Consider the following 18220-nt stretch of genomic DNA (forward strand, 5'->3'; position numbering starts at 1 on the left):
TGGCCGGCCAGGCTCCGCTGGTGGTCGCCATGGACGGGCCCTCGGGCACCGGGAAGTCCAGCGTCTCCCGACGTCTCGCGACCCGGCTCGGCGCCCGCTACCTCGACACCGGCGCCATGTACCGGGTCGCCACCCTGCGGGTGCTGCGGACCGGCATCGAGCTGACCGACAGCGCGGCCATCGGCAGCGCGGTCAAGGAGCTGCCGCTGACCATCGGCACCGATCCCAGCCACGAGGTGATCGAGCTCGACGGTGAGGACGTGTCCGCCGAGATCCGCGGCGACGCCGTCACCAAGGCGGTCTCGGCCGTGTCCGCTGTGGCCGAGGTGCGCGAGCTGCTCGTCGCGTTGCAGCGCGAGATCACCGCGACGGCGCAGCGCATCGTCGTGGAGGGCCGCGACATCGGCACCGTGGTGCTGCCGGACGCGGACGCCAAGATCTATCTGACCGCCTCCGCGGAGGCGCGCGCCGAACGGCGCAACCAGCAGAACATCCGGGAAGGCCGCGGCGACGACTACGCGGCCGTGCTCGCCGACGTGCAGCGCCGCGACAACCTCGACTCCACCCGCAAGGTCTCCCCGCTGCGTCCCGCCGCGGACGCGGTGCTCGTGGACACCAGCGAGCTGAACATGGACGAGGTCATCGACGAGCTGTACCGCGTTGTCGCGCAGCAGATTTCGACGGGAGGGGAGCGGTGACCGAGGACGTACTCGCCGGTGACGGCGTATGGAGCGACGAAACCGACTGGGAGATCGCCGATCTCGAGGGTGAGCAGGAGGGCGAGGAGCACCTCGCCATGCCGACGCTCGCGGTGGTCGGGCGTCCGAACGTGGGCAAGTCCACGCTGGTGAACCGGATCCTCGGCCGCCGCGAGGCGGTCGTCGAGGACATCCCGGGCGTCACCCGCGACCGCATCTCCTACGAGGCGAGCTGGGCCGGGCGGCGGTTCCTGGTGCAGGACACCGGCGGCTGGGAGCCCGACGCCAAGGGTCTGCAACAGCACGTTGCCCGTCAGGCCGAGGTGGCCATGGCGACCGCCGACGCGATTCTGCTGGTTGTCGACGCAACCGTCGGGGCGACCGCGACCGACGAGGCCGCGGTGAAGAAGCTGCGGCGGTCGAAGATCCCGGTCATCTTGGTCGCCAACAAGGTCGACGACCAGCGTGTCGAGTCCGAGGCCGCGGCGCTGTGGTCGCTCGGGCTCGGCGAGCCGCGCATGGTCTCCGCCGCGCACGGCCGCGGTACCGGCGACCTCCTCGACGACGTGCTCGGGGTGCTGCCGGAGACGCCGCGCGAGGGCACCGGCGGCGCGGGCCCGCGACGCGTCGCGCTGGTCGGCAAGCCCAATGTCGGCAAGTCCAGCCTGCTCAACAAGCTCTCCGACGAGGAGCGCTCGGTGGTGCACGATGTCGCGGGCACGACCGTCGATCCGGTCGACTCGCTGGTCGATCTGGGCGGCAAGATCTGGAAGTTCGTCGACACGGCGGGTCTGCGCAGGAAGGTCGCCAACGCCAGCGGCACCGAGTTCTACGCCTCGCTGCGCACCAAGTCGGCGCTGGAGGCCTCCGAGGTGGCGATCATGCTGATCGACGCCTCGCAGCCGATCACCGAGCAGGACCTGCGGGTGATCAGCCTGGTCGCCGACTCCGGCCGGGCGCTGGTGCTCGCCTTCAACAAGTGGGATCTGGTCGACGAGGATCGCCGCCTCCAGTTGGAGAAGGAAGTCGATCGCGAGCTGGTCCGGGTGCCGTGGGCTCAGCGCGTCAACATCTCCGCGCACACCGGCCGCGCCGTGCAGAAGCTGGTGCCCGCCATGGAGACCGCGCTGGAATCCTGGGACAAGCGAATTTCTACGGGCCGCCTGAACACCTGGCTCAAGGAAGTCGTCGCGGCCACGCCGCCGCCGATGCGCGGCGGTCGGCTGCCGCGCGTCCTGTTCGCGACGCAGGCCTCCACCCGCCCGCCGACCTTCGTGCTGTTCACCACCGGCTTCCTGGAGGCGGGCTACCGCCGCTTCCTGGAGCGGCGCCTGCGCGAGGAATTCGGCTTCGACGGGTCGCCGGTGCGCATCTCGGTGCGCGTGCGGGAGAAGCGCGAGCGGAAGAAGTAGTTCCAAGCGGTGCGGGCCTCGGGAGGACATCGTCCACCGGGGCCCGCGTCGTGTTTCACGCCGGGGCGCGGACTACACAGGTAGCCGCGGCGTGCGCGCTCCTCGCGGGGATGCTGTGCGAACGGATCGCACCGTGGTGGTGTTGCTGGAGCAGCGCGGGCTCGGGCCGTTGACCTCGAAAGGGGGAGGTCGGCGGATCGGCCAGCTCCCGCACCGGCCTCCCGGGCGGCCGCATACGGTCGGTGAGTCGGTGAGTCGGGTGCTGGTGGCGCTGGGAGGTGACGATGGTGGCGTGCAGCTTCTCGCGGATGCCAGCGAACCGGTCGCGACGTCCCATACGGTCTGTGAGTGGATGCGGGTGACTCCGGGGAGATGACGGATGGCGGCGGTGCGCGGCGCTGGCGGGGCATCGCCGCGCTGAGCCCTGGACGACTGGTGATCGTCGGCCGGATCGGCACCGCCGCTCTGCACGCGCATCACTCGGTGCAGGTCATCGTCGCCGACGAGAACATGGTGCTCGCCGACGCCGCGGGGGAGCAGGTGGTCTGCCGTGCGGCCGTCGTCCCGCCGGACGTCGCCCACGCGGTGATTCGCTGTGCGCCGCATGGGGCTGTGGTGCACCTGGACCCGGAGTCGGCGCCGGGTGCGCGGTGGGCGGCGGTGGTGCGGCCGCGCGAGACGGCGCGCGGTTGGGCCTGCGCGGCAGCCGAATTGGGGTTGGACGCCGCCGCGGACCGGTTCCGGCCCGAACAGTGCTTGGACGAACCATTGCCCGCCGAAGCAGGCGCTGTCGAACGGTCGCTCGTCGAACCAAGTGTCAGTGAGTCGTCGCCCCGGCGGACTGGTGACGCGCCATCCGACGAACTGGCTGATGGCGCTTCGCGGCTCGACGGGGACGGCGGGTTGCGCGCCGTGCGGCACGTGGCCGAACTCTCGCCCGGCGATGCGGGTGCTGGTGAACGGCTGGCTGGTGGACCTGGCGCAGGGGGGCCGTCGCTCGGCGCTGCGGGTGCCGGCGAACCGCCGCCGGTGCCGCTCACCGACGAAGCGGCCGCCTTCGTCGGCTGGGTGCGGTCGGCGCTCGAGTCGGGATCGGAGGCGGAGTGGCTGCGCGTCGGCGCGGGCGAGGCGGTGCGCCATCCCGCGGTCGCCGAGGTGCTTCGCCTGCTGCCCGAGCGAATCGCCGCGGGCCCGGTTCGGTTGGCAGACCTGGCCCGCGCCGTCCATCTGTCGGAAAGCCGTCTGGCGCATGTCTTCTCGGCCGAACTCGGCCTGCCGTTCCGCCCCTATCTGCGCTGGCTCCGGGTGCAGCGCGCCGCGGAACTGCTGGCCGCCGGACACTCGCTCACCGACGTGGCGCACGGCGCGGGCTTCGCCGACAGCGCCCACTTGACCCGAGTCTGCCGCGCCATGTTCGGCGCTCCCCCTTCGGAGTTCGGTGACCTCGACTGGCGAGGCGCCCGCCACTGACGGCAGGCTCCGCATCCTTCATGGCGGACCTGGCTCCAGTCGTAGCCTCTGTGAGTCGTGTGGCAGATGTGTGGACGCGGAGAAGCAGCGGGGCGGATCAATCGCTCAGCGCTGATCGGAGGTGTTCGTAGCCCGGGGCGAGGCGGCGGAACTGTGTTGCGAGTTCGGCGTCGTTTCCGGTGACCAGCGGGTACTGGAGTCCGCCGATGATGCGGGACTGTTCGGCGGCGATGTGCGCCGCCTGATGTCGGCGCACCCTGGACAGGCTCGTCGCGGCGTCGGCCAGGCGGCGGGCACCGAGACGTATGCCGAAGACTGCCAACAGGTCTCGGGCAGTGGGCGAGAGTCCCGCGTCGACCAGTTCGGCGATTCGCTCAGTGGAGTTCGCTGCGCCGGTCAGCCAGCGGACCGCTCGCGGTATCGCGGCCTCGAGTGCCTCGTCGACGGAAACCGTATGCGCGCGGACGAATTCGGACCGCATGATGAAAGGCGCGTCGGCATAGGCGATCTCGTCGGCACGCCACGCAGCCGCGAGATCGGCGGTGGGCAGTGTCGCGTACGGATGGCCTTGGGGGTCGTGCAGCACAACGACATCCGCCTCCATCGCGAGCGCAACGACGTAGTGGTCCGCGCCGACAACCACGCCGGATCCGGGTCGGTAGCTCAGCAACCCCATATCGAGCGGACCCACCAGGACCGGGCCGTGGTCGAGTGCGACGCGCAACCGGTCCACAGCGTCCCCGGCGGACCCGCCCTTCGTGCGCGTGCACCGCCATCCCAACAGATCGATCGCCGCTTCGAGGCCGATCTCCGGGTTCCAGCCGACCGGATCGAAGTACGGTTGCTCGCCTTCCATCTGCGCGCCGAACGGCGCTCCGGTCAGGGTCTCGATCACGCCGACCGGCGGTGCGTGGTCGCCGAGCAACATGGCGAGGGAGTTGCTGTAGCAGTAGGGACCGGAGCCAATGTAGGGATGCATGGGCCCAGCCAACGGCCTGACACGGTGTGCGGGTCAAGCAGCAGGTTTGTTCAAGACTCCGGCCCGGCGGATCGGTGACGCTCGATGACGAGACATTCCCGCCAGCACAGGAGGAAACCGTGGCTCCGATGCCGCCCACCGTCCGCAGCGCCTTCGAGGACGAACTGCGTTCGGCCAGCGCCGCAACAGATCTCGACGACATGTGGCGCGCGTTGGAGCGCGCGCACATTCTGTCCCAACCCTGGCCTTGGCCGCACACGCGCTCGCATTGGCACATGCTGCGCCTGGCGCTGCGGTGCCGTGACAGGAAGGAGGCGCTGGGCCAGGTGGTCCGCCTGTCGGGCGCGGGCCTCGCCTCGTCGCTCGGCAGGGTTCCGATCGGCAACACCGGTCGCGCCACCGTCGGCATCTTCCAGCCCATGCCGATCCCGGCCGATCTCGCCGCGATCCTCGAGACGGGCAAGACCGCTCGCACGTAGCAAATATCTACTACAGCCTGTCGTTGGAGGCGTAGGATGGCGGCAGTAACTCGTCACGAGCTCAGGGGAGGCCGGACAATGCGAGCGTTGGAGCGTATTCGGAACCATTCGCGGGCGATGCGACGGGCGAGACGCCATCGCACGGATCTGGTCGGCTGGTTGGCGCGCAGGCCGCAGCTGCTGGCGAGCACGGCGTTCTACGAGACGATGCTGATCTTCACCAACCGCCTCGACCCGCGGCTCAAAGATCTGGCCGAGCTGAAGGCCGCGGGCCTGGTGAACTGCGAGTTCTGTCTCGACATCGGCTCGGCCATCGCGCAGAACAGCGGGCTCACCGAGCGGCAGATCACCGACCTGCCGCGCTATCGGACCAGCGACGCCTACACCGAGCTGGAGAAACTGGTCATCGCCTACGCCGAGGCCATCACCGCTACGCCCGCGATCGAGCTGGACGAGCTGCGCGAGCAACTGCTGACCCATCTCACCAAGGCGCAGCTGGCCGAGCTGGCCGCCGCCATCGCCTGGGAGAACCAGCGCGGCAGGCTCAACCAGGCGCTCGGCGTGCGGCCCACCGGCATGGCCGAGGGCATGGCGTGCGCGATTCCCGAGTCGCGACTGGGTTGATCGGAGTGCCGGACGGGCCGAGCCGGTGAATCCCTGGCATCATCCGACCATGGTCATTCCCAGCGCGCTGCCGGAACGTCCGCCCATCGGAACCCCCTTTCAGACGGGGTGGCCGGTTCGTCTCGCCGACACCGACAGACAACAGCGGCTTCGCCTCGACGCCGTCGCCCGCTACCTGCAGGACATCGGCTTCGAACACCTCGACGCGGTGGAGGACGGCGACGGGCACCGGGGCTGGGTGGTGCGCCGCACGGTGATCGACGTGCTGAAGCCGGTGGTGTGGGGCGAGCGGGTCACCCTGCACCGCTGGTGCTCGGCCCTGTCGAACCGCTGGTGCAACATGCGCGTGCAGATCTTCGGAAGCGCGGGCGGTCTGATCGAGACCGAGGCCTTCCTGATCCACTTCGGCATCGAGAGCGGCGTGCCCACCAGGATGAGCGACCGGTTCATGGCGCCGATGCTGGCCAGTACCACCGAGCATCGCCTGCGCTGGCAGGCCGCTCTCACCGAGCCGATCCCCGACGTGACGGCGGCCGATGTCGAGGTACTGCCCTTCCCGCTTCGGGTGGCCGACATCGACATGCTCGATCACGTCAACAACGCCGTCTACCTGGGAGCGCTCGAGGAGCTGTTGGCCAGGCACAGCGACCTGCTCTCGGCCGCGCACCGGGTGATCATCGAGTACGCCAAGCCGCTCGAGTCGCGCGACGAGGTCCGGGTGATCGGCCGCCGTACCGGTAACACCCTGGACGCCTGGCTCGTCGTCGGCGACGAAGCTCGTGCGGTCGGCCGCGTCACCCCGCGCTGAGCCGAAGGGAGTGACGATGCGGTCTCGGGCTCCGCGGAACCCGTGACCGAGATCCTTAGGTGAGCTAACGTGTCGATGAGAGAGTGAGTGGCTCATCGTGGAGGCTTACCTATGGCGGACGAAGCGCGGGCCGCGCGACAGACCGAGCGAATCGCGCGGTTATACGCCGAGCACCGGCAGATCCGGGACGCGAAACCGAGTGCGGAGATCAGCGCGGCGATCCGGCAGCCGGGCATGCGGTTACCGCGCATCGTCGAAACCCTCATGACCGGCTATGCCGATCGGCCCGCGCTCGGTCAGCGGTCGGTGGAGCTGACCACCGAGCCGCGGACCGGCCGCCGGACGACGCGTCTGTTGCCGACCTTCGACACCATCACCTACGGCGAGGTTTGGGCGCGCGTCGGCGCGGTCGCCGCCGACTGGCATGACGAGATCGCTTTGCGCGCGGGCGATTTCGTCGCCGTCCTCGGGTTCACCAGCACCGAGTACACCATCCTGGACTTGGCCTGCGTCCACGTCGGCGCCGTCGCGGTGCCACTGCAAGCCAGTGCGCCCGTCGCGCAGTTGCGCCCCATCCTCGCCGAGACCGCGCCGCGAGTTCTGGCCACCAGCCTGGATCTGCTCGACCACGCGGTGGACTGTGTGCTCGACGGCCATGTTCCGGATCGCTTGATCGTCTTCGACTACCATCCCGGCGCCGACGACCAGCGCGATGCGCTGGCCGCCGCCCGCCGCCGACTGGCCGCCGTCCCGATCGTGATCGACACCCTCGGCGACGTCGTCGACCGCGGCCGCGGTCTCCCGCCCGCACCCCTGCACGAGCCCGACGACGATCCGCTGAGCTTGCTCATCTACACCTCCGGCAGCACCGGAACGCCGAAGGGCGCCATGTACACCGGCAGCTTGGTGACGGCGATGTGGCTGGCTCAGCCGCTGGTCGCGGCGATCAACCTCAACTACATGCCGATGAGCCACGTGGCGGGCCGGATGACGCTGCACGGCGTGCTCGCCCGCGGCGGCACGGCGTATTTCGCCGCGGCGAGCGACATGTCGACGCTGTTCGAGGACATCGCCCTGGTGCAGCCGACGGAATTGTTCTTCGTGCCGCGCGTGTGCGACATGGTTTTTCAGCGATACCAAAGCGAACTTGACCGCAGGGCAGGGGGCGGTGTCGCGTCCGCCGAGCTCGCGGACGAGGTGAAACGCGAACTGCGGCAGGACTTCTTCGGTGGCCGCTACATGACCGCGATCTGCGGCAGCGCGCCGCTCGCCGCCGAGATGAAGACCTTCGTGGAGTCCGTGCTCGACCTCGATCTGCACGACGGATACGGCTCCACCGAGGCGGGCGGGGGACTGGTCATCGACACCTTGGTGCGCAGGCCGCCCGTGCTGGACTACAAGCTCGTCGACGTGCCGGAACTCGGCTATTTCCAGACCGATTCGCCGCACCCGCGCGGCGAGCTGCTGCTGAAGACGACCGCGATGATCTCCGGGTACTACAAGCGCCCCGATCTGGACGCCGAGATCTTCGATGCGGACGGCTTCTACCGCACCGGCGACATCGTCGCCGAGCTCGGCCCGGACCGCCTGGTCTACGTCGACCGCCGCAACAACGTGCTGAAGCTGTCCCAGGGCGAATTCGTGACGGTCGCCAAGCTGGAAGCCGTGTTCGCGGGCAGTCCGCTGGTGCGGCAGATCTTCGTGCACGGCAGCAGCGAACGCGCGTATCTGCTCGCGGTGATCGTGCCCACCGACGAAGCGCTGAACCGTTGGGAAGGTGCGGATCTGGCCGCGGCGCTGAGCGAATCGCTGCAACAGGTCGCCAAGGACGCGGAGCTGAACTCCTACGAGATCCCGCGCGACTTCCTGATCGAGACCGAGCCGTTCAGCGCGGCGAACGGACTGCTCTCCGGTATCGGAAAGCTCTTGCGCCCCAAACTGAAACAGCGCTACGGCGCGCGTCTGGAGCAGCTTTACGCCGACCTCGCCGCCGCCCAGAACGAGGAACTCCTCGCACTGCGCCACGAGGCGGGCTCGCGGCCGGTGCTGGAGATCGTCGGACGGGCGACGCGCGCCCTGCTGGGTTGCGCGGGCACGGACATCCGTCCCGACGCGCATTTCACCGATCTCGGCGGTGACTCGCTATCGGCACTGTCCCTTTCGAATCTGCTGGGCGACATCTTCGGTGTCGAGGTACCGGTGGGCGTAATCACCAGCCCGGCCAACGATCTGCGCAGACTCGCCGACTACATCGATGCGGCACGCCAAACCCGCTCGCAGCGGCCGACTTTCACGTCCGTGCACGGCGACGGAATGCGTGTCACCGCCGCGCAGCTGACCCTGGAGGCCTTTCTCGATCCGGCGACACTGGCCGCCGCGACGGAGCTGACCCCGGTCGTCGGTGCGCCTCGGACGGTGCTGCTCACCGGCGCCAACGGCTATCTCGGCCGATTCCTCTGCCTGGAATGGCTCGAACGGCTCAACAGGATTGGGGGACAGCTGATCTGCCTGGTGCGTGGCGCCGACGCGTACGCCGCGCGCAAACGGCTCGAGGAGGCCTTCGACACCGGCGACGCCGACCTGCTCGGCCGCTTCCACGAACTCGCCGACAGCAGTCTCGAGGTTTTCGCCGCCGATATCGGTGAGCCGAATCTCGGTGTGGAGGCGCCGACTTGGCGACGGCTCGCCGCCGAGGTCGATCTGATCGTGCACCCGGCGGCGCTGGTCAATCACGTCCTGCCGTACCGGCAGCTGTTCGGCCCCAACGTGGTCGGCACGGCCGAGCTGATCCGGCTGGCGCTCACCGCGCGCCTCAAGCCGATCACCTACCTGTCGACGGTGGCGGTCGCCGCGCAGATCGATCCGTCGAAGTTCGCCGAGGACGGCGACATTCGTGAGATGAGCCCGGTGCGCGTCCTCGACGAGAGCTACGCAAACGGGTACGGCACCAGCAAATGGGCGGGCGAAGTGCTGCTGCGTGAAGCCAACGACCGCTTCGGACTTCCGGTCGCGGTCTTCCGCTCGGACATGATCCTGGCGCACAGCCGGTACACCGGTCAGCTCAACCTCCCGGACATGTTCACCCGCTTGCTGCTCAGCCTGCTCGCCACGGGCATCGCGCCGCGCTCGTTCTACCAGACCGACGCCGACGGTCGGCCTCGTCGCGCCCACTACGACGGCCTGCCGGCGGATTTCACCGCCGCGGCCATCACCGCACTCGGCGCCGCGGCCACCGACGGCTTCCGCACCTACGACGTGCTCAATCCGCACGACGACGGAATATCCCTGGACACCTTCGTCGACTGGCTGGTCGAGGCGGGCCATGCGATCCACCGCATCGCCGACTACGACGACTGGTTCAGCCGTTTCGAATCCGCCCTGCGTGCGCTTCCCGAGAACCAGCGCGCCGACACCCTGCTGCCGTTGCTGCACGCGTTCCGGCGTCCGGCGCGGCCGGTGTGCGGTGCGGCGCTGCCCGCCGAGAAGTTCCGCGCCGGGGTCCGGTCACTCGGGTTGCCTGGTGCGCCGGACATTCCGCACCTGTCGCCGGCTTTGATCGAGAAGTACGTGAGTGATCTTCGGCAGCACCGGTTGCTCTAGTTGGGGCTGCTTCAGGTCTGTCTCCGTCGGGTTGTTCCGGTTTCGGTGCGGATCTTCGTGGGTGCGTTGGTGAACGTTGTTCCGCGGGTCCACCCTTTCAATTAGGCGGACCTACCCAGGTATGCCTCGAACGGTGCTGGGCACGTCGTGTGCCGTACCCGGCTTACCTCCCGCAGTTGGTGAGCGTGGGCTCGGCTCCGGCGTGGTCATCTGGCTCTGGTTGCGTCTAGAGAGGGCAGCCAGAGGAGTTGGCGGGGTGAGCTGCGGTGTGTGGGGTCGGCGTACGTAGCGCGTGCACTCTTCGCACAGGCGCGGCGTCGGCGGGGGCTGCCCTATGTGGCGGTAGCGCGTACAGGGCGGGCGGTGGCGGGCCCGGATCCGGCGGTGGCTCGCCCGGGGCGGGCGCTGGGGAGCCGGGGAAAATCGATGGTAGTCAAATGGTTGCTATTTGATCTTCGAAAGCCACCATTTGACTACCGTCGAAACCATTTCACTATCGACGGTAGTCAAATGGTGGTTGGGCCCTTGACAGGCTGAGAGCTCTTTCCCGTTTGCACACTCTCTAGACGCAACCAGAACCGGTCGACCACGCCGGAAGCCGAACCCCGCGCACCCAACTGCGGGAGGTAAGCCGGGTACGGCAGGCGACGCGCCCAGCACTGCTCAGAGGAAAACCTGGGTAGGCAAACATTCTGGGCACCTGCAACATTGGGATGAAACCCTAGTAGGCAAACCCTCTTGGGCACCCACAACATCGGGAACCGTCACCCCACGCAACCCTCGCCCGAAACCTGACCCGCGACCTACCGGCGCCAAGCCAAGCCCCAGTACCTGAACACACCGGGAACCGACACCCAACTACCGTGAACCGACAGCTGGCCGCAAGCCGCGCCCGACAACCTGAAACACTCAGGCAGTAGCCCGCGTAACCCCCTGCGCGAACTGGCTTTCCACCGGTTCCAGCCCATAGTGCCCGCGCAACGTGGTGGCCGTGTACTCGGTGCGGAACAGCCCGCGCTCCTGGAGGATCGGCACCACGCGGTCGACGAAGTCGGTGAGGCCGCCGGGCAGGTACGGGGGCATGATGTTGAAGCCGTCGGCGGCATCGTTCTCGAACCAGGTCTGCAGTTCGTCGGCGATCTGCTCCGGGGTTCCGGCGAAGGTGCGGTGCCCGCGCCCGCCGCCGAGCTTGCCGATGAGCTGGCGCACCGTCAGCTGCTCGTGCTCGGCGAGTTCCTTGACGAGCGTGAATCGGCTCTTGCCGCCTTCGATCTCGCTCTCCTCGGGCAGCGGGGGCAGCGGCGCGTCCAGCGCGTGCGCGGTGAGGTCGACGCCGAGCAGTCCGGACAGCTGGCGCAGCGCGTAGTCGGGCGAGATGAGGTCGGTGAACTCCTGCTCGAGCGCCCGCGCCTCCTCGGCGGTGTCGGCGATGAACGGCACCAGGCCGGGCAACACCTTCAGCTCGTCGGCCGAGCGCCCGTACTTGGGCAGCCGCGACTTCAGGTCACGGTAGAACCGCTGCCCCTCCTCGAGCGTGCGCTGCGCGGTGAACACCGCCTCGGCGTGCCGCGCGGCGAAATCCTTGCCGCTCTCCGAGGAACCGGCCTGCACCAGTAGCGGACGCCCCTGCGGGCTGCGCGGCGAATTGAGCGGGCCGCGGACGCGGAATCGCTCGCCCGCGTAGTCGATGGTGTGCACCCGGTCCGGATCGGCGAACACACCGGTCTGCTCGTCCAGCACGATCGCGTCCGACTCCCAGCTGTCCCACAGCTGGATGGCGACGTCGACGAACTCCTGCGCGCGTTCGTAGCGGCGCGCGTGCTCCGGGATGGCGTCGTAGCCGAAGTTGAACGCCTCCTGCTCGTTGCCGGAGGTGACGATGTTCCAGCCCGCGCGGCCGCCGCTGAGGTGATCCAGCGAGGCGAAGATCCGTGCCAGGTTGAACGGCTCGTTGTAGGTGGTCGACGCGGTCGCGATCAGCCCGATCCGCTCGGTCGCCGTCGCGATCGCCGAGAGCAGCGTCACCGGCTCGAAGACGGCCAGCGTGTTGCGCTTGATCTGCGGGCCGACCGCGAGCCCGTCGGCGAAGAAGACCGAATCGAGCTTGCCGCGCTCGGCGATTCGCCCGAGTTCCTGGAAGTGCGCGACGTCGAGCACGCGGCGCGCCTCGGTGCGCGGGTGTCGCCAGGCGGCCTCGTGGTGGCCGACACCCATCAGAAAGGCATTGAGGTGAAAAGTTCTACGGGACATCAGTTTCTGCGTTCTTTCAGGAGAGTCAGGAGTGGTTGCGCCAGCGGGAGAAGCGGCGTTCGAGGGCGACGAGGATCCCGTTGAAGGCCAGGCCGACGATCGAAATGGCGAGGATGCCCGCGTACATGTTCGGAATCTGGAAGTTCTGCTGCGCGGCGGTGATCAGATAGCCGAGACCAGCTCGCGCGCCGACCATTTCGGCGGCGATGAGCACCAGGATGGACGACGCCGCCGCCATCCGGACACCGGTGAAGATCGACGGGACCGCGGCAGGCAGCACCACCTTCTGGAACAGCCGCAGCGGTCCGAAGCCGAGGGAGACCGCCGATTTGATCAACAGCGGATCCACCGTGCGCACGCCGGTTATGGTGTTCAGCAAGATCGGGAAGAAGCTCGCGTAGAGCACCAGCGCGACCTTCGAGGTCTCCCCGATGCCGAGGATCAAGACGAACACCGGAAGCAGCGCCAGCGCCGCGGTGTTGCGGAACAGTTCCAGGATCGGGTTCAGAAAATCGGCCACCGGCTTGTACCAGGCGATGCCGATGCCGACCGGGATGGCGATCAGCAGCGCGAGGGTGAAACCGCTGAGCGAGCGGGTCAGGCTGGTGGAGACGTGCTCCCACATCTCGCCGCTCGCCACCAGCTCGGCGAACGCCTGCACCACCACCGAGAAGCGCGGCAGGAACACCTCGTCGACCAAGCCGAGCCGCGGCGCGGTCTCCCACAGCGCCAGGAACAGCGCGATGACCACCGTAGGTTTCGCCACCCGCCAGGTGAGCCGAAGCGCCGCGGCGAGCAGCCGGGATGCCTGCCCCTTGGCCGCAGGCACCCGGGTGGCCGCCTTGAATTTCGCTGGCGCGGTGGATTTTTCCAGCACCTGCACTGCGCTAGACATGGGCGTGCCTCCTGTCGTTGCCCGCGGAGCCGAGCTCCGCGCGTTCGAGTCCCTGCGCGCGACTCACCTCGGTCTGCAACTGTTCCCAGATCGCGTGCCGGTATTCGCGGAAACGCTCGCCGGAACGGATGTCCGCGCCGGACGCGCGGTCGATATCGATCTCGAGAATCGACTTGACTCGCCCCGGCCGCGAGGTCAGCACCGCGACTCGCTGGCCGAGGTAGACCGCCTCGTCGATGCCGTGCGTGATGAACAGGATGGTCTTGCCGGTCGCCTTCCAGATGCGTAGCAGCTCGTCCTGCAACGACTCTCGGGTCTGGGCGTCCAGCGCGGCGAACGGCTCGTCCATCAGCAGCACCTCGGGGTCGAAGGCGAGGCTGCGGGCGATGGCGACGCGCTGTTTCATGCCGCCGGACAACTCGTGCGGATAGCGGTCGCCGAAGCCCGCCAACCCGACCAATTCCAGGTAGTGATCGGCCAACTCCCGGCGCTGCGGCTTGCGCAGGCCCTTGGCCTCCAGCCCGAACTCGATGTTCGCCCGCGCGGTGCGCCAGGGCAGCAGCGCGTACTGCTGGAACACGATGCCGCGATCCAAACCGGGTTTGGTGATCGGCTTGCCATCCAGCAGAAGCCGGCCCTCGGTCGGTTTGCTCAGCCCGCCGAGCAGATCCAGCAGCGTCGACTTGCCCGAGCCGCTCGGACCGACCAGGACGAGAAACTCGCCTTCGTGCAGATCGAGCGAGATGTCCTCGATCGCGGTGAACTGTTCCTGCGAGCCGCGGACCGCGAACTGCTTGCGCACTCCTTCGAGGCGCAATTTCACTGCGGTGCTTGTCATTTCGCCGCCACCACCTCTCCGGTCGGGCCGGTGGTCGGTCCGTATGTACCGTTGGCGTAGGGGTTGTCCTTGTTGGTGAACAGATCCTTCGCCGAGAGCTTGCCCTCGGGCAGGTCGCCGTTGCGGACCAGCCAGTCGATCCAGATCTGCAGTTCCTTCTCCGCGATCACCGCACCGGGCACCGGAATGCCCGGACTGCGCCAGTACTTCAGCAACTGGGTGTTCTCGTTGCGACCGCGCTTGTTGATGATGGACTCGAAGCGGGCGAGCACCTCGTCGCGCGGCGTCACCTGGAGCCAGCGGGTGGCGCGTGCCGTGCCCTGGACGAAATCGCGCACCGCTGCCGGATGCTGCTGGATGTAGTCGTTGCGGAAGACGTAGGTGCCGTAGTCGAACTCGCCGAAGATCGCCTTGTCGGTGAACAGCGGGTGGATGCCGCCGCGTTCGACCGCGGTCTCGCGGAACACCCCGCCGAGCGCGGCCACATCGATCTGCCGGTTGCGCAGCGCCTCCTCGGTGTTCACCGGCGGCACGACCACGAGCTCGACCTGCTTGATCTCCTGCTCGCTCAGGCCCTGCCGGTGCAGCCACTCACGGGTGACGAACTCGTGGTGCGCGCCGAGGGTGTTGATCCCGACCTTCTTGCCGATCAGGTCCCTCGGGGAGGCGATTCCGGAATCGTCGCGGACGAAGTAGCCTGTGTACGAGAACTCGTCGGCGCCATAGGAACTCAGCACGGAGGTGACCTGGGCGCCGCCGGACACCAGCTTCACGACGGCGCCGTTGAACGCGCTGCCGAATTCGATCTGTTTGGTGGCCGCGGCCTGGATATTGGCGGGCCCGCTGGTGGTGTCGCCTTCCCAGCGCAGCTCGATCTCCGAGAAGTAGCCGAGATCGGCGGCCAATTCGAAGGCCGTGACCTGGCCGGTCTGCCCCTGGTAGCGGAGGACGGTCTTGCCGTCGGCGGTGGTGGCGGGTTCGGAGGAGCCGCACCCGGCCAGGACCGCCACGGCGGTCGGGATCGCGAAGGCAGCGGCGAGCGCGCGGATCACCCGCGGTCGTCGATTCAGGGACAACATCTTTCGGTTCTTTCGCTGAATGCGCCCACCGCCCGGAAACGGGCATGCCGATACGGCAGGTGAGCGGGGGGAGGGGCTACCTGATCGAGGTTGGTGTCGCGGCATGGCGCCACCGCTCAGCGGCGACAGACTCCATGCGGGACGCGCATCAAATCCACCGTGCGACGGCGGATCAACGGCAGACCTGCCTCACCCATGCGGACCTCCCGTGCGTGGCGGCGAATCGAACGTGCAAGCACTATCGCCGGGCGGGCTCGTCGCGACAATGGTTCCGCGCAGGGCGCGTAATACTGTGGGCGTACCTCCGCATTCGCTCCGGCCATGCGCGGCTATGGACGGACTGCGTCCGGCAGCGCCGTCTGGGCGTACCTCATAAGTGGTACCGCACGACGGGACTCCACAGCACGAAGCTGTCGATCCCCGCTGCGGCTGTCGCGTCGATCTGGGCCTGCACCTCGGCGTGGCCGTAGGTGACACCGAGGCTGAAGTCCTGCAACCACGGCACCACCTTCGCGCCGGTGCCCTCGGTGACCCTCCGGAAGTCCTGCAGCGAGCGCAGCACGATGTCGTAGGGCTGTGCGTTCGGGTTCGCGACGCCGTACTCGCCGGAGTTCCAGTGCGAGGGGTAGACCATCGGCGCCACGTAGTCCAGGTGCGCGGCCATCATCGGGATGTCCTGTGCGATCTGGTCGGGACGGGTGACGGCGATGCCGAACACCGCCGCGCTCAGGAAGGCTCCCGCGTCGTGCACCGGGTTCTGGCTCTCGCGCAGGAATTCCGCGATCGAGACGATCGGGTCCACCGTCGCGCCGGGGAACGCCATGCTCGACAGGCTGCCGTCCGGACGGCGGATGTAGTCGTACATGATCTCGTCGAAGCCGAGCGCGGCCGCTTCGACGGCGAGGTCGATGTTGTACTTGCGCACTTCCGGGTGCGCGAAGTTGGTGAAAGCGATCGCGCCGTAGTGGCTGGAATACGGCTGGCCGCCGGGGTTCTGCACGACCCAGTCGGTGCGTCCCGCGTGCCAGGCCCATTCGGCCAGCGTCGGGTCGCGGAACGCCACGATCCGGCCGATCACCCGCAGACCCATGTCGTGCAGCTGGGTCAGCGCGGCGCGCGCGTCGTATATCGCGGTGGCAGCGCCGGATTCGCGCGCCAGCGGCATCTGGGAGTCGTAGCCGACGACGCCGTCCTCGTCCTTGATGTCGAGCTGGACGGTGTCGATGCGGCCGGAGCGGGCCAGGTCGAGCACACCCTCGCGCAGCCCTTCGTGCGACCACGCGTGCGCGGTGACGTGCACCGCCCTGATCTTGGGCAGCTCGACGGTCGTCGTGAGGGGCGTCCGGCTCGCGTTGCCTGCCGCGTCGACCGCGACGAGCTCGACGCCCTTCGGCGCGCGCGGCAGGGTGATCTCGAAGCCGCCGTCCTCGGCGACCTGCACCGACACGGATCCGACCGAGACCAGCCGCGCGCCGATCGCCTTGCCGCGCAGCGTGACCGGCTCACGGTAGGAGCGCACCGGCGGGAGCGGGTCCAGCTGGACCGTCGGCGGTGTCGTATCCACCGTGACGGGCACGGTGGCGCGGGGATCGGAGCGCAGGAAGCCGAGTGGGCCGTCCGAGGGGATCTCGGCGGTGAATTCGTACGTGCCGTCGGGCAGTACACCCGGTCGGTAGACGACGTCGTCGCCCTCGACCACACCCGCCACCGGCGAGCCGTCCAGTTCCAGACGGACGGCGTTCGGGTCGTGGCCCGCCGCGTCGACGCGCAACGCCAGCTCCGGCGCGGCGGCGGCGCCGACCACACCGGCGGGCAGCCCCGTGACCGCGAGCCGCTCTCCCTCGGGCCGAAAAGCCGTGACCAGGACCGCGACGGCGAGAATCGACCCGACAACGGCCACCGCGATCGCCGCGAGCCGCCGAGCGCGGCTTTCCGGAACACGTTTGAGCAACGCGCACACCAACTTTCACCTCAGGTTCCCCTACTATCCACGGCGGTGCTCCCGATGTCGGGCATTTCGCCCATATGTCGGCGATTCGATACGGGCCCGCGTACGGTGATCCGATGGCGAGCACTGGCGCCTTCGCGTATCGATGGGCACTGTCGGCACTGGCTTCGGCACTGCTGCTGGGTTGTGGGACAACAGCGGAATCCGCTACGCCCGAGCCTGTTCCGACTACTACCTCCTCCGAGCCCGCGCCTGTGCGGGTGGACCCGGCGGCGGTCGGCGCGAACGAACTGGGGCTCGTCCCGGTGCTGATGTACCACCAGGTGACGCCCGACCCCGCGGGCGAATACGACCAGACGCCCGAGGAATTCCGCGCGGAACTCGAGCGGCTGTACCGCGAGGGCTACCGCCCGGTCACGGCGGCGGCCTATATCTCGGGCGCCATCGACATTCCCGCGGGCACCCACCCCGTGGTGCTCACCTTCGACGATTCGACCGTCAGCCAGCTCACGCTGACCGGCGACGGCCGCCCCGCGCCCGACAGCGCGGTGGGCGTTCTCGAGGAATTCGGCGCCGCGCACGCGGATTTCCGGCCGACCGCGACCTTCTACGTGAACAACGAACCCTTCGGCGACGACCCTCGCGCACTGGCCTGGCTCACCGAGCACGGATACGACCTCGGCGCGCACACCGCCTCCCACGCCAACCTCTCCGGATTGGACGCCGCAGGGGTGCAGCGAGAAATGGTGCAGAACCTGCGCGCCGTCGCCGCGGCCGCGCCGGGCGCCCGGGTGCGCACCATGGCCTTGCCGCTCGGCATTTTTCCCGCCGACCGGCGGCTCGCCGCCGCGGGCGAATGGGACGGCACGCCTTACACCTTCGAGGCCGTCATGCTGGTCGGTGCCGAACCCGCGCCCTCGCCGCACGGCCAGGTCGACCCGGCCGGGATTCCACGGATCAGATCCGGACGCGGTGCGGTTCCGTTCGATTCGGCGCACTGGCTGGATCGGCTCGCCCGAGACCCCGGCCTGCGCTACACCTCCGACGGCGACCCGAGCCGCGTCTCCTTCCCGCGGAGCCTCGCGCCGGAACTCGGTGCGGCGTGGGCGGATCGGGCGCAACCCTACTGAGCGCCGGACG

14 protein-coding genes are annotated in these 18220 nt (G+C 68.7%); 8 read left to right on the plus strand and 6 right to left on the minus strand.

What is annotated here, in order from left to right; genetic code table 11:
- The first annotated feature begins 29 nt into the window (after positions 1-29).
- The 3 genes from cmk to FB390_RS34000 all read left to right on the plus strand — a co-directional run bounded on the left by cmk (position 30) and on the right by FB390_RS34000 (position 3580).
- On the plus strand, positions 30-698 hold the full coding sequence (gene cmk, locus FB390_RS31730) for a (d)CMP kinase (RefSeq protein ID WP_141813218.1): 669 nt from the start codon (positions 30-32) through the stop codon (positions 696-698).
- Entirely contained in the window at positions 695-2110 is a 1416-nt protein-coding gene (gene der, locus FB390_RS31735) for a ribosome biogenesis GTPase Der (protein WP_141812843.1), read from the plus strand. The genes cmk and der overlap by 4 nt, the downstream gene beginning before the upstream one ends.
- 348 nt (positions 2111-2458) lie before the next feature.
- Positions 2459-3580, plus strand: a complete 1122-nt coding sequence (locus tag FB390_RS34000) for a helix-turn-helix transcriptional regulator (protein WP_221639441.1) — start codon at positions 2459-2461, stop codon at positions 3578-3580.
- Between the two features lie 97 nt (positions 3581-3677).
- Here the strand turns inward: FB390_RS34000 and FB390_RS31745 are convergent, their stop codons facing one another.
- A complete protein-coding gene (locus tag FB390_RS31745) occupies positions 3678-4559 on the minus strand; it encodes a hypothetical protein (RefSeq protein ID WP_141812844.1) in 882 nt (293 codons plus the stop codon).
- A 128-nt stretch (positions 4560-4687) separates the two neighbouring features.
- Between FB390_RS31745 and FB390_RS31750 the strand changes: the two genes are divergently transcribed.
- From FB390_RS31750 to car, 4 genes are all read left to right on the plus strand, one after another.
- Positions 4688-5038, plus strand: a complete 351-nt coding sequence (locus FB390_RS31750) for a DUF3703 domain-containing protein (RefSeq protein WP_141813220.1) — start codon at positions 4688-4690, stop codon at positions 5036-5038.
- Between the two features lie 78 nt (positions 5039-5116).
- Entirely contained in the window at positions 5117-5662 is a 546-nt protein-coding gene (locus tag FB390_RS31755) for a carboxymuconolactone decarboxylase family protein (protein ID WP_141812845.1), read from the plus strand.
- A 49-nt stretch (positions 5663-5711) separates the two neighbouring features.
- A complete protein-coding gene (locus FB390_RS31760) occupies positions 5712-6470 on the plus strand; it encodes an acyl-[acyl-carrier-protein] thioesterase (protein ID WP_141812846.1) in 759 nt (252 codons plus the stop codon).
- 111 nt (positions 6471-6581) lie between these two features.
- A complete protein-coding gene (gene car, locus FB390_RS31765; RefSeq protein ID WP_141812847.1) occupies positions 6582-10070 on the plus strand; it encodes a carboxylic acid reductase in 3489 nt (1162 codons plus the stop codon).
- A 909-nt stretch (positions 10071-10979) separates the two neighbouring features.
- Here the strand turns inward: car and FB390_RS31770 are convergent.
- From FB390_RS31770 to FB390_RS31790, 5 genes are all read right to left on the minus strand, one after another.
- Positions 10980-12320: an LLM class flavin-dependent oxidoreductase gene (locus FB390_RS31770; RefSeq protein ID WP_141812848.1), complete on the minus strand. Its 1341-nt coding sequence runs from the start codon at positions 12318-12320 to the stop codon at positions 10980-10982.
- Between the two features lie 25 nt (positions 12321-12345).
- Complete coding sequence (locus FB390_RS31775) at positions 12346-13215, minus strand: ABC transporter permease (protein ID WP_141812849.1); 870 nt, start codon at positions 13213-13215, stop codon at positions 12346-12348.
- A complete protein-coding gene (locus FB390_RS31780) occupies positions 13208-14053 on the minus strand; it encodes an ABC transporter ATP-binding protein (protein ID WP_141812850.1) in 846 nt (281 codons plus the stop codon). Before FB390_RS31780 ends, FB390_RS31775 begins: the two co-directional genes overlap by 8 nt.
- Positions 14050-15132, minus strand: a complete 1083-nt coding sequence (locus FB390_RS31785) for an ABC transporter substrate-binding protein (protein WP_141812851.1) — start codon at positions 15130-15132, stop codon at positions 14050-14052. Before FB390_RS31785 ends, FB390_RS31780 begins: the two co-directional genes overlap by 4 nt.
- A gap of 370 nt (positions 15133-15502) precedes the next feature.
- The gene (locus FB390_RS31790) at positions 15503-17083 is read right to left on the minus strand and encodes a putative glycoside hydrolase (protein WP_246124503.1); all 1581 of its coding nucleotides are present in this window, start codon (positions 17081-17083) and stop codon (positions 15503-15505) included.
- Positions 17084-17196: 113 nt separating this feature from the next.
- On the opposite strand from FB390_RS31790, the gene FB390_RS31795 reads away from it, so the two are divergent.
- Positions 17197-18210, plus strand: coding sequence for a polysaccharide deacetylase family protein (locus FB390_RS31795; RefSeq protein WP_141812852.1), 1014 nt, complete (start codon positions 17197-17199; stop codon positions 18208-18210).
- Positions 18211-18220: the final 10 nt, after the last annotated feature.

Source organism: Nocardia bhagyanarayanae (assembly GCF_006716565.1).
Classification (GTDB): Bacteria; Actinomycetota; Actinomycetes; order Mycobacteriales; family Mycobacteriaceae; genus Nocardia; species Nocardia bhagyanarayanae.

Excerpts from the sequence above, each read along its gene's own strand:
- cmk (WP_141813218.1), top strand. The coding sequence starts at position 30 with ATGGACGGGCCCTCGGGCACCGGGAAGTCCAGCGTCTCCCGACGTCTC.
- FB390_RS31745 (WP_141812844.1), bottom strand. The coding sequence starts at position 4,559 with ATGCATCCCTACATTGGCTCCGGTCCCTACTGCTACAGCAACTCCCTC.
- FB390_RS31750 (WP_141813220.1), top strand. The coding sequence starts at position 4,688 with ATGCCGCCCACCGTCCGCAGCGCCTTCGAGGACGAACTGCGTTCGGCC.
- FB390_RS31755 (WP_141812845.1), top strand. The coding sequence starts at position 5,117 with ATGCGAGCGTTGGAGCGTATTCGGAACCATTCGCGGGCGATGCGACGG.
- FB390_RS31760 (WP_141812846.1), top strand. The coding sequence starts at position 5,712 with ATGGTCATTCCCAGCGCGCTGCCGGAACGTCCGCCCATCGGAACCCCC.
- car (WP_141812847.1), top strand. The coding sequence starts at position 6,582 with ATGGCGGACGAAGCGCGGGCCGCGCGACAGACCGAGCGAATCGCGCGG.
- FB390_RS31770 (WP_141812848.1), bottom strand. The coding sequence starts at position 12,320 with ATGTCCCGTAGAACTTTTCACCTCAATGCCTTTCTGATGGGTGTCGGC.
- FB390_RS31775 (WP_141812849.1), bottom strand. The coding sequence starts at position 13,215 with ATGTCTAGCGCAGTGCAGGTGCTGGAAAAATCCACCGCGCCAGCGAAA.
- FB390_RS31780 (WP_141812850.1), bottom strand. The coding sequence starts at position 14,053 with ATGACAAGCACCGCAGTGAAATTGCGCCTCGAAGGAGTGCGCAAGCAG.
- FB390_RS31785 (WP_141812851.1), bottom strand. The coding sequence starts at position 15,132 with ATGTTGTCCCTGAATCGACGACCGCGGGTGATCCGCGCGCTCGCCGCT.
- FB390_RS31795 (WP_141812852.1), top strand. The coding sequence starts at position 17,197 with ATGGCGAGCACTGGCGCCTTCGCGTATCGATGGGCACTGTCGGCACTG.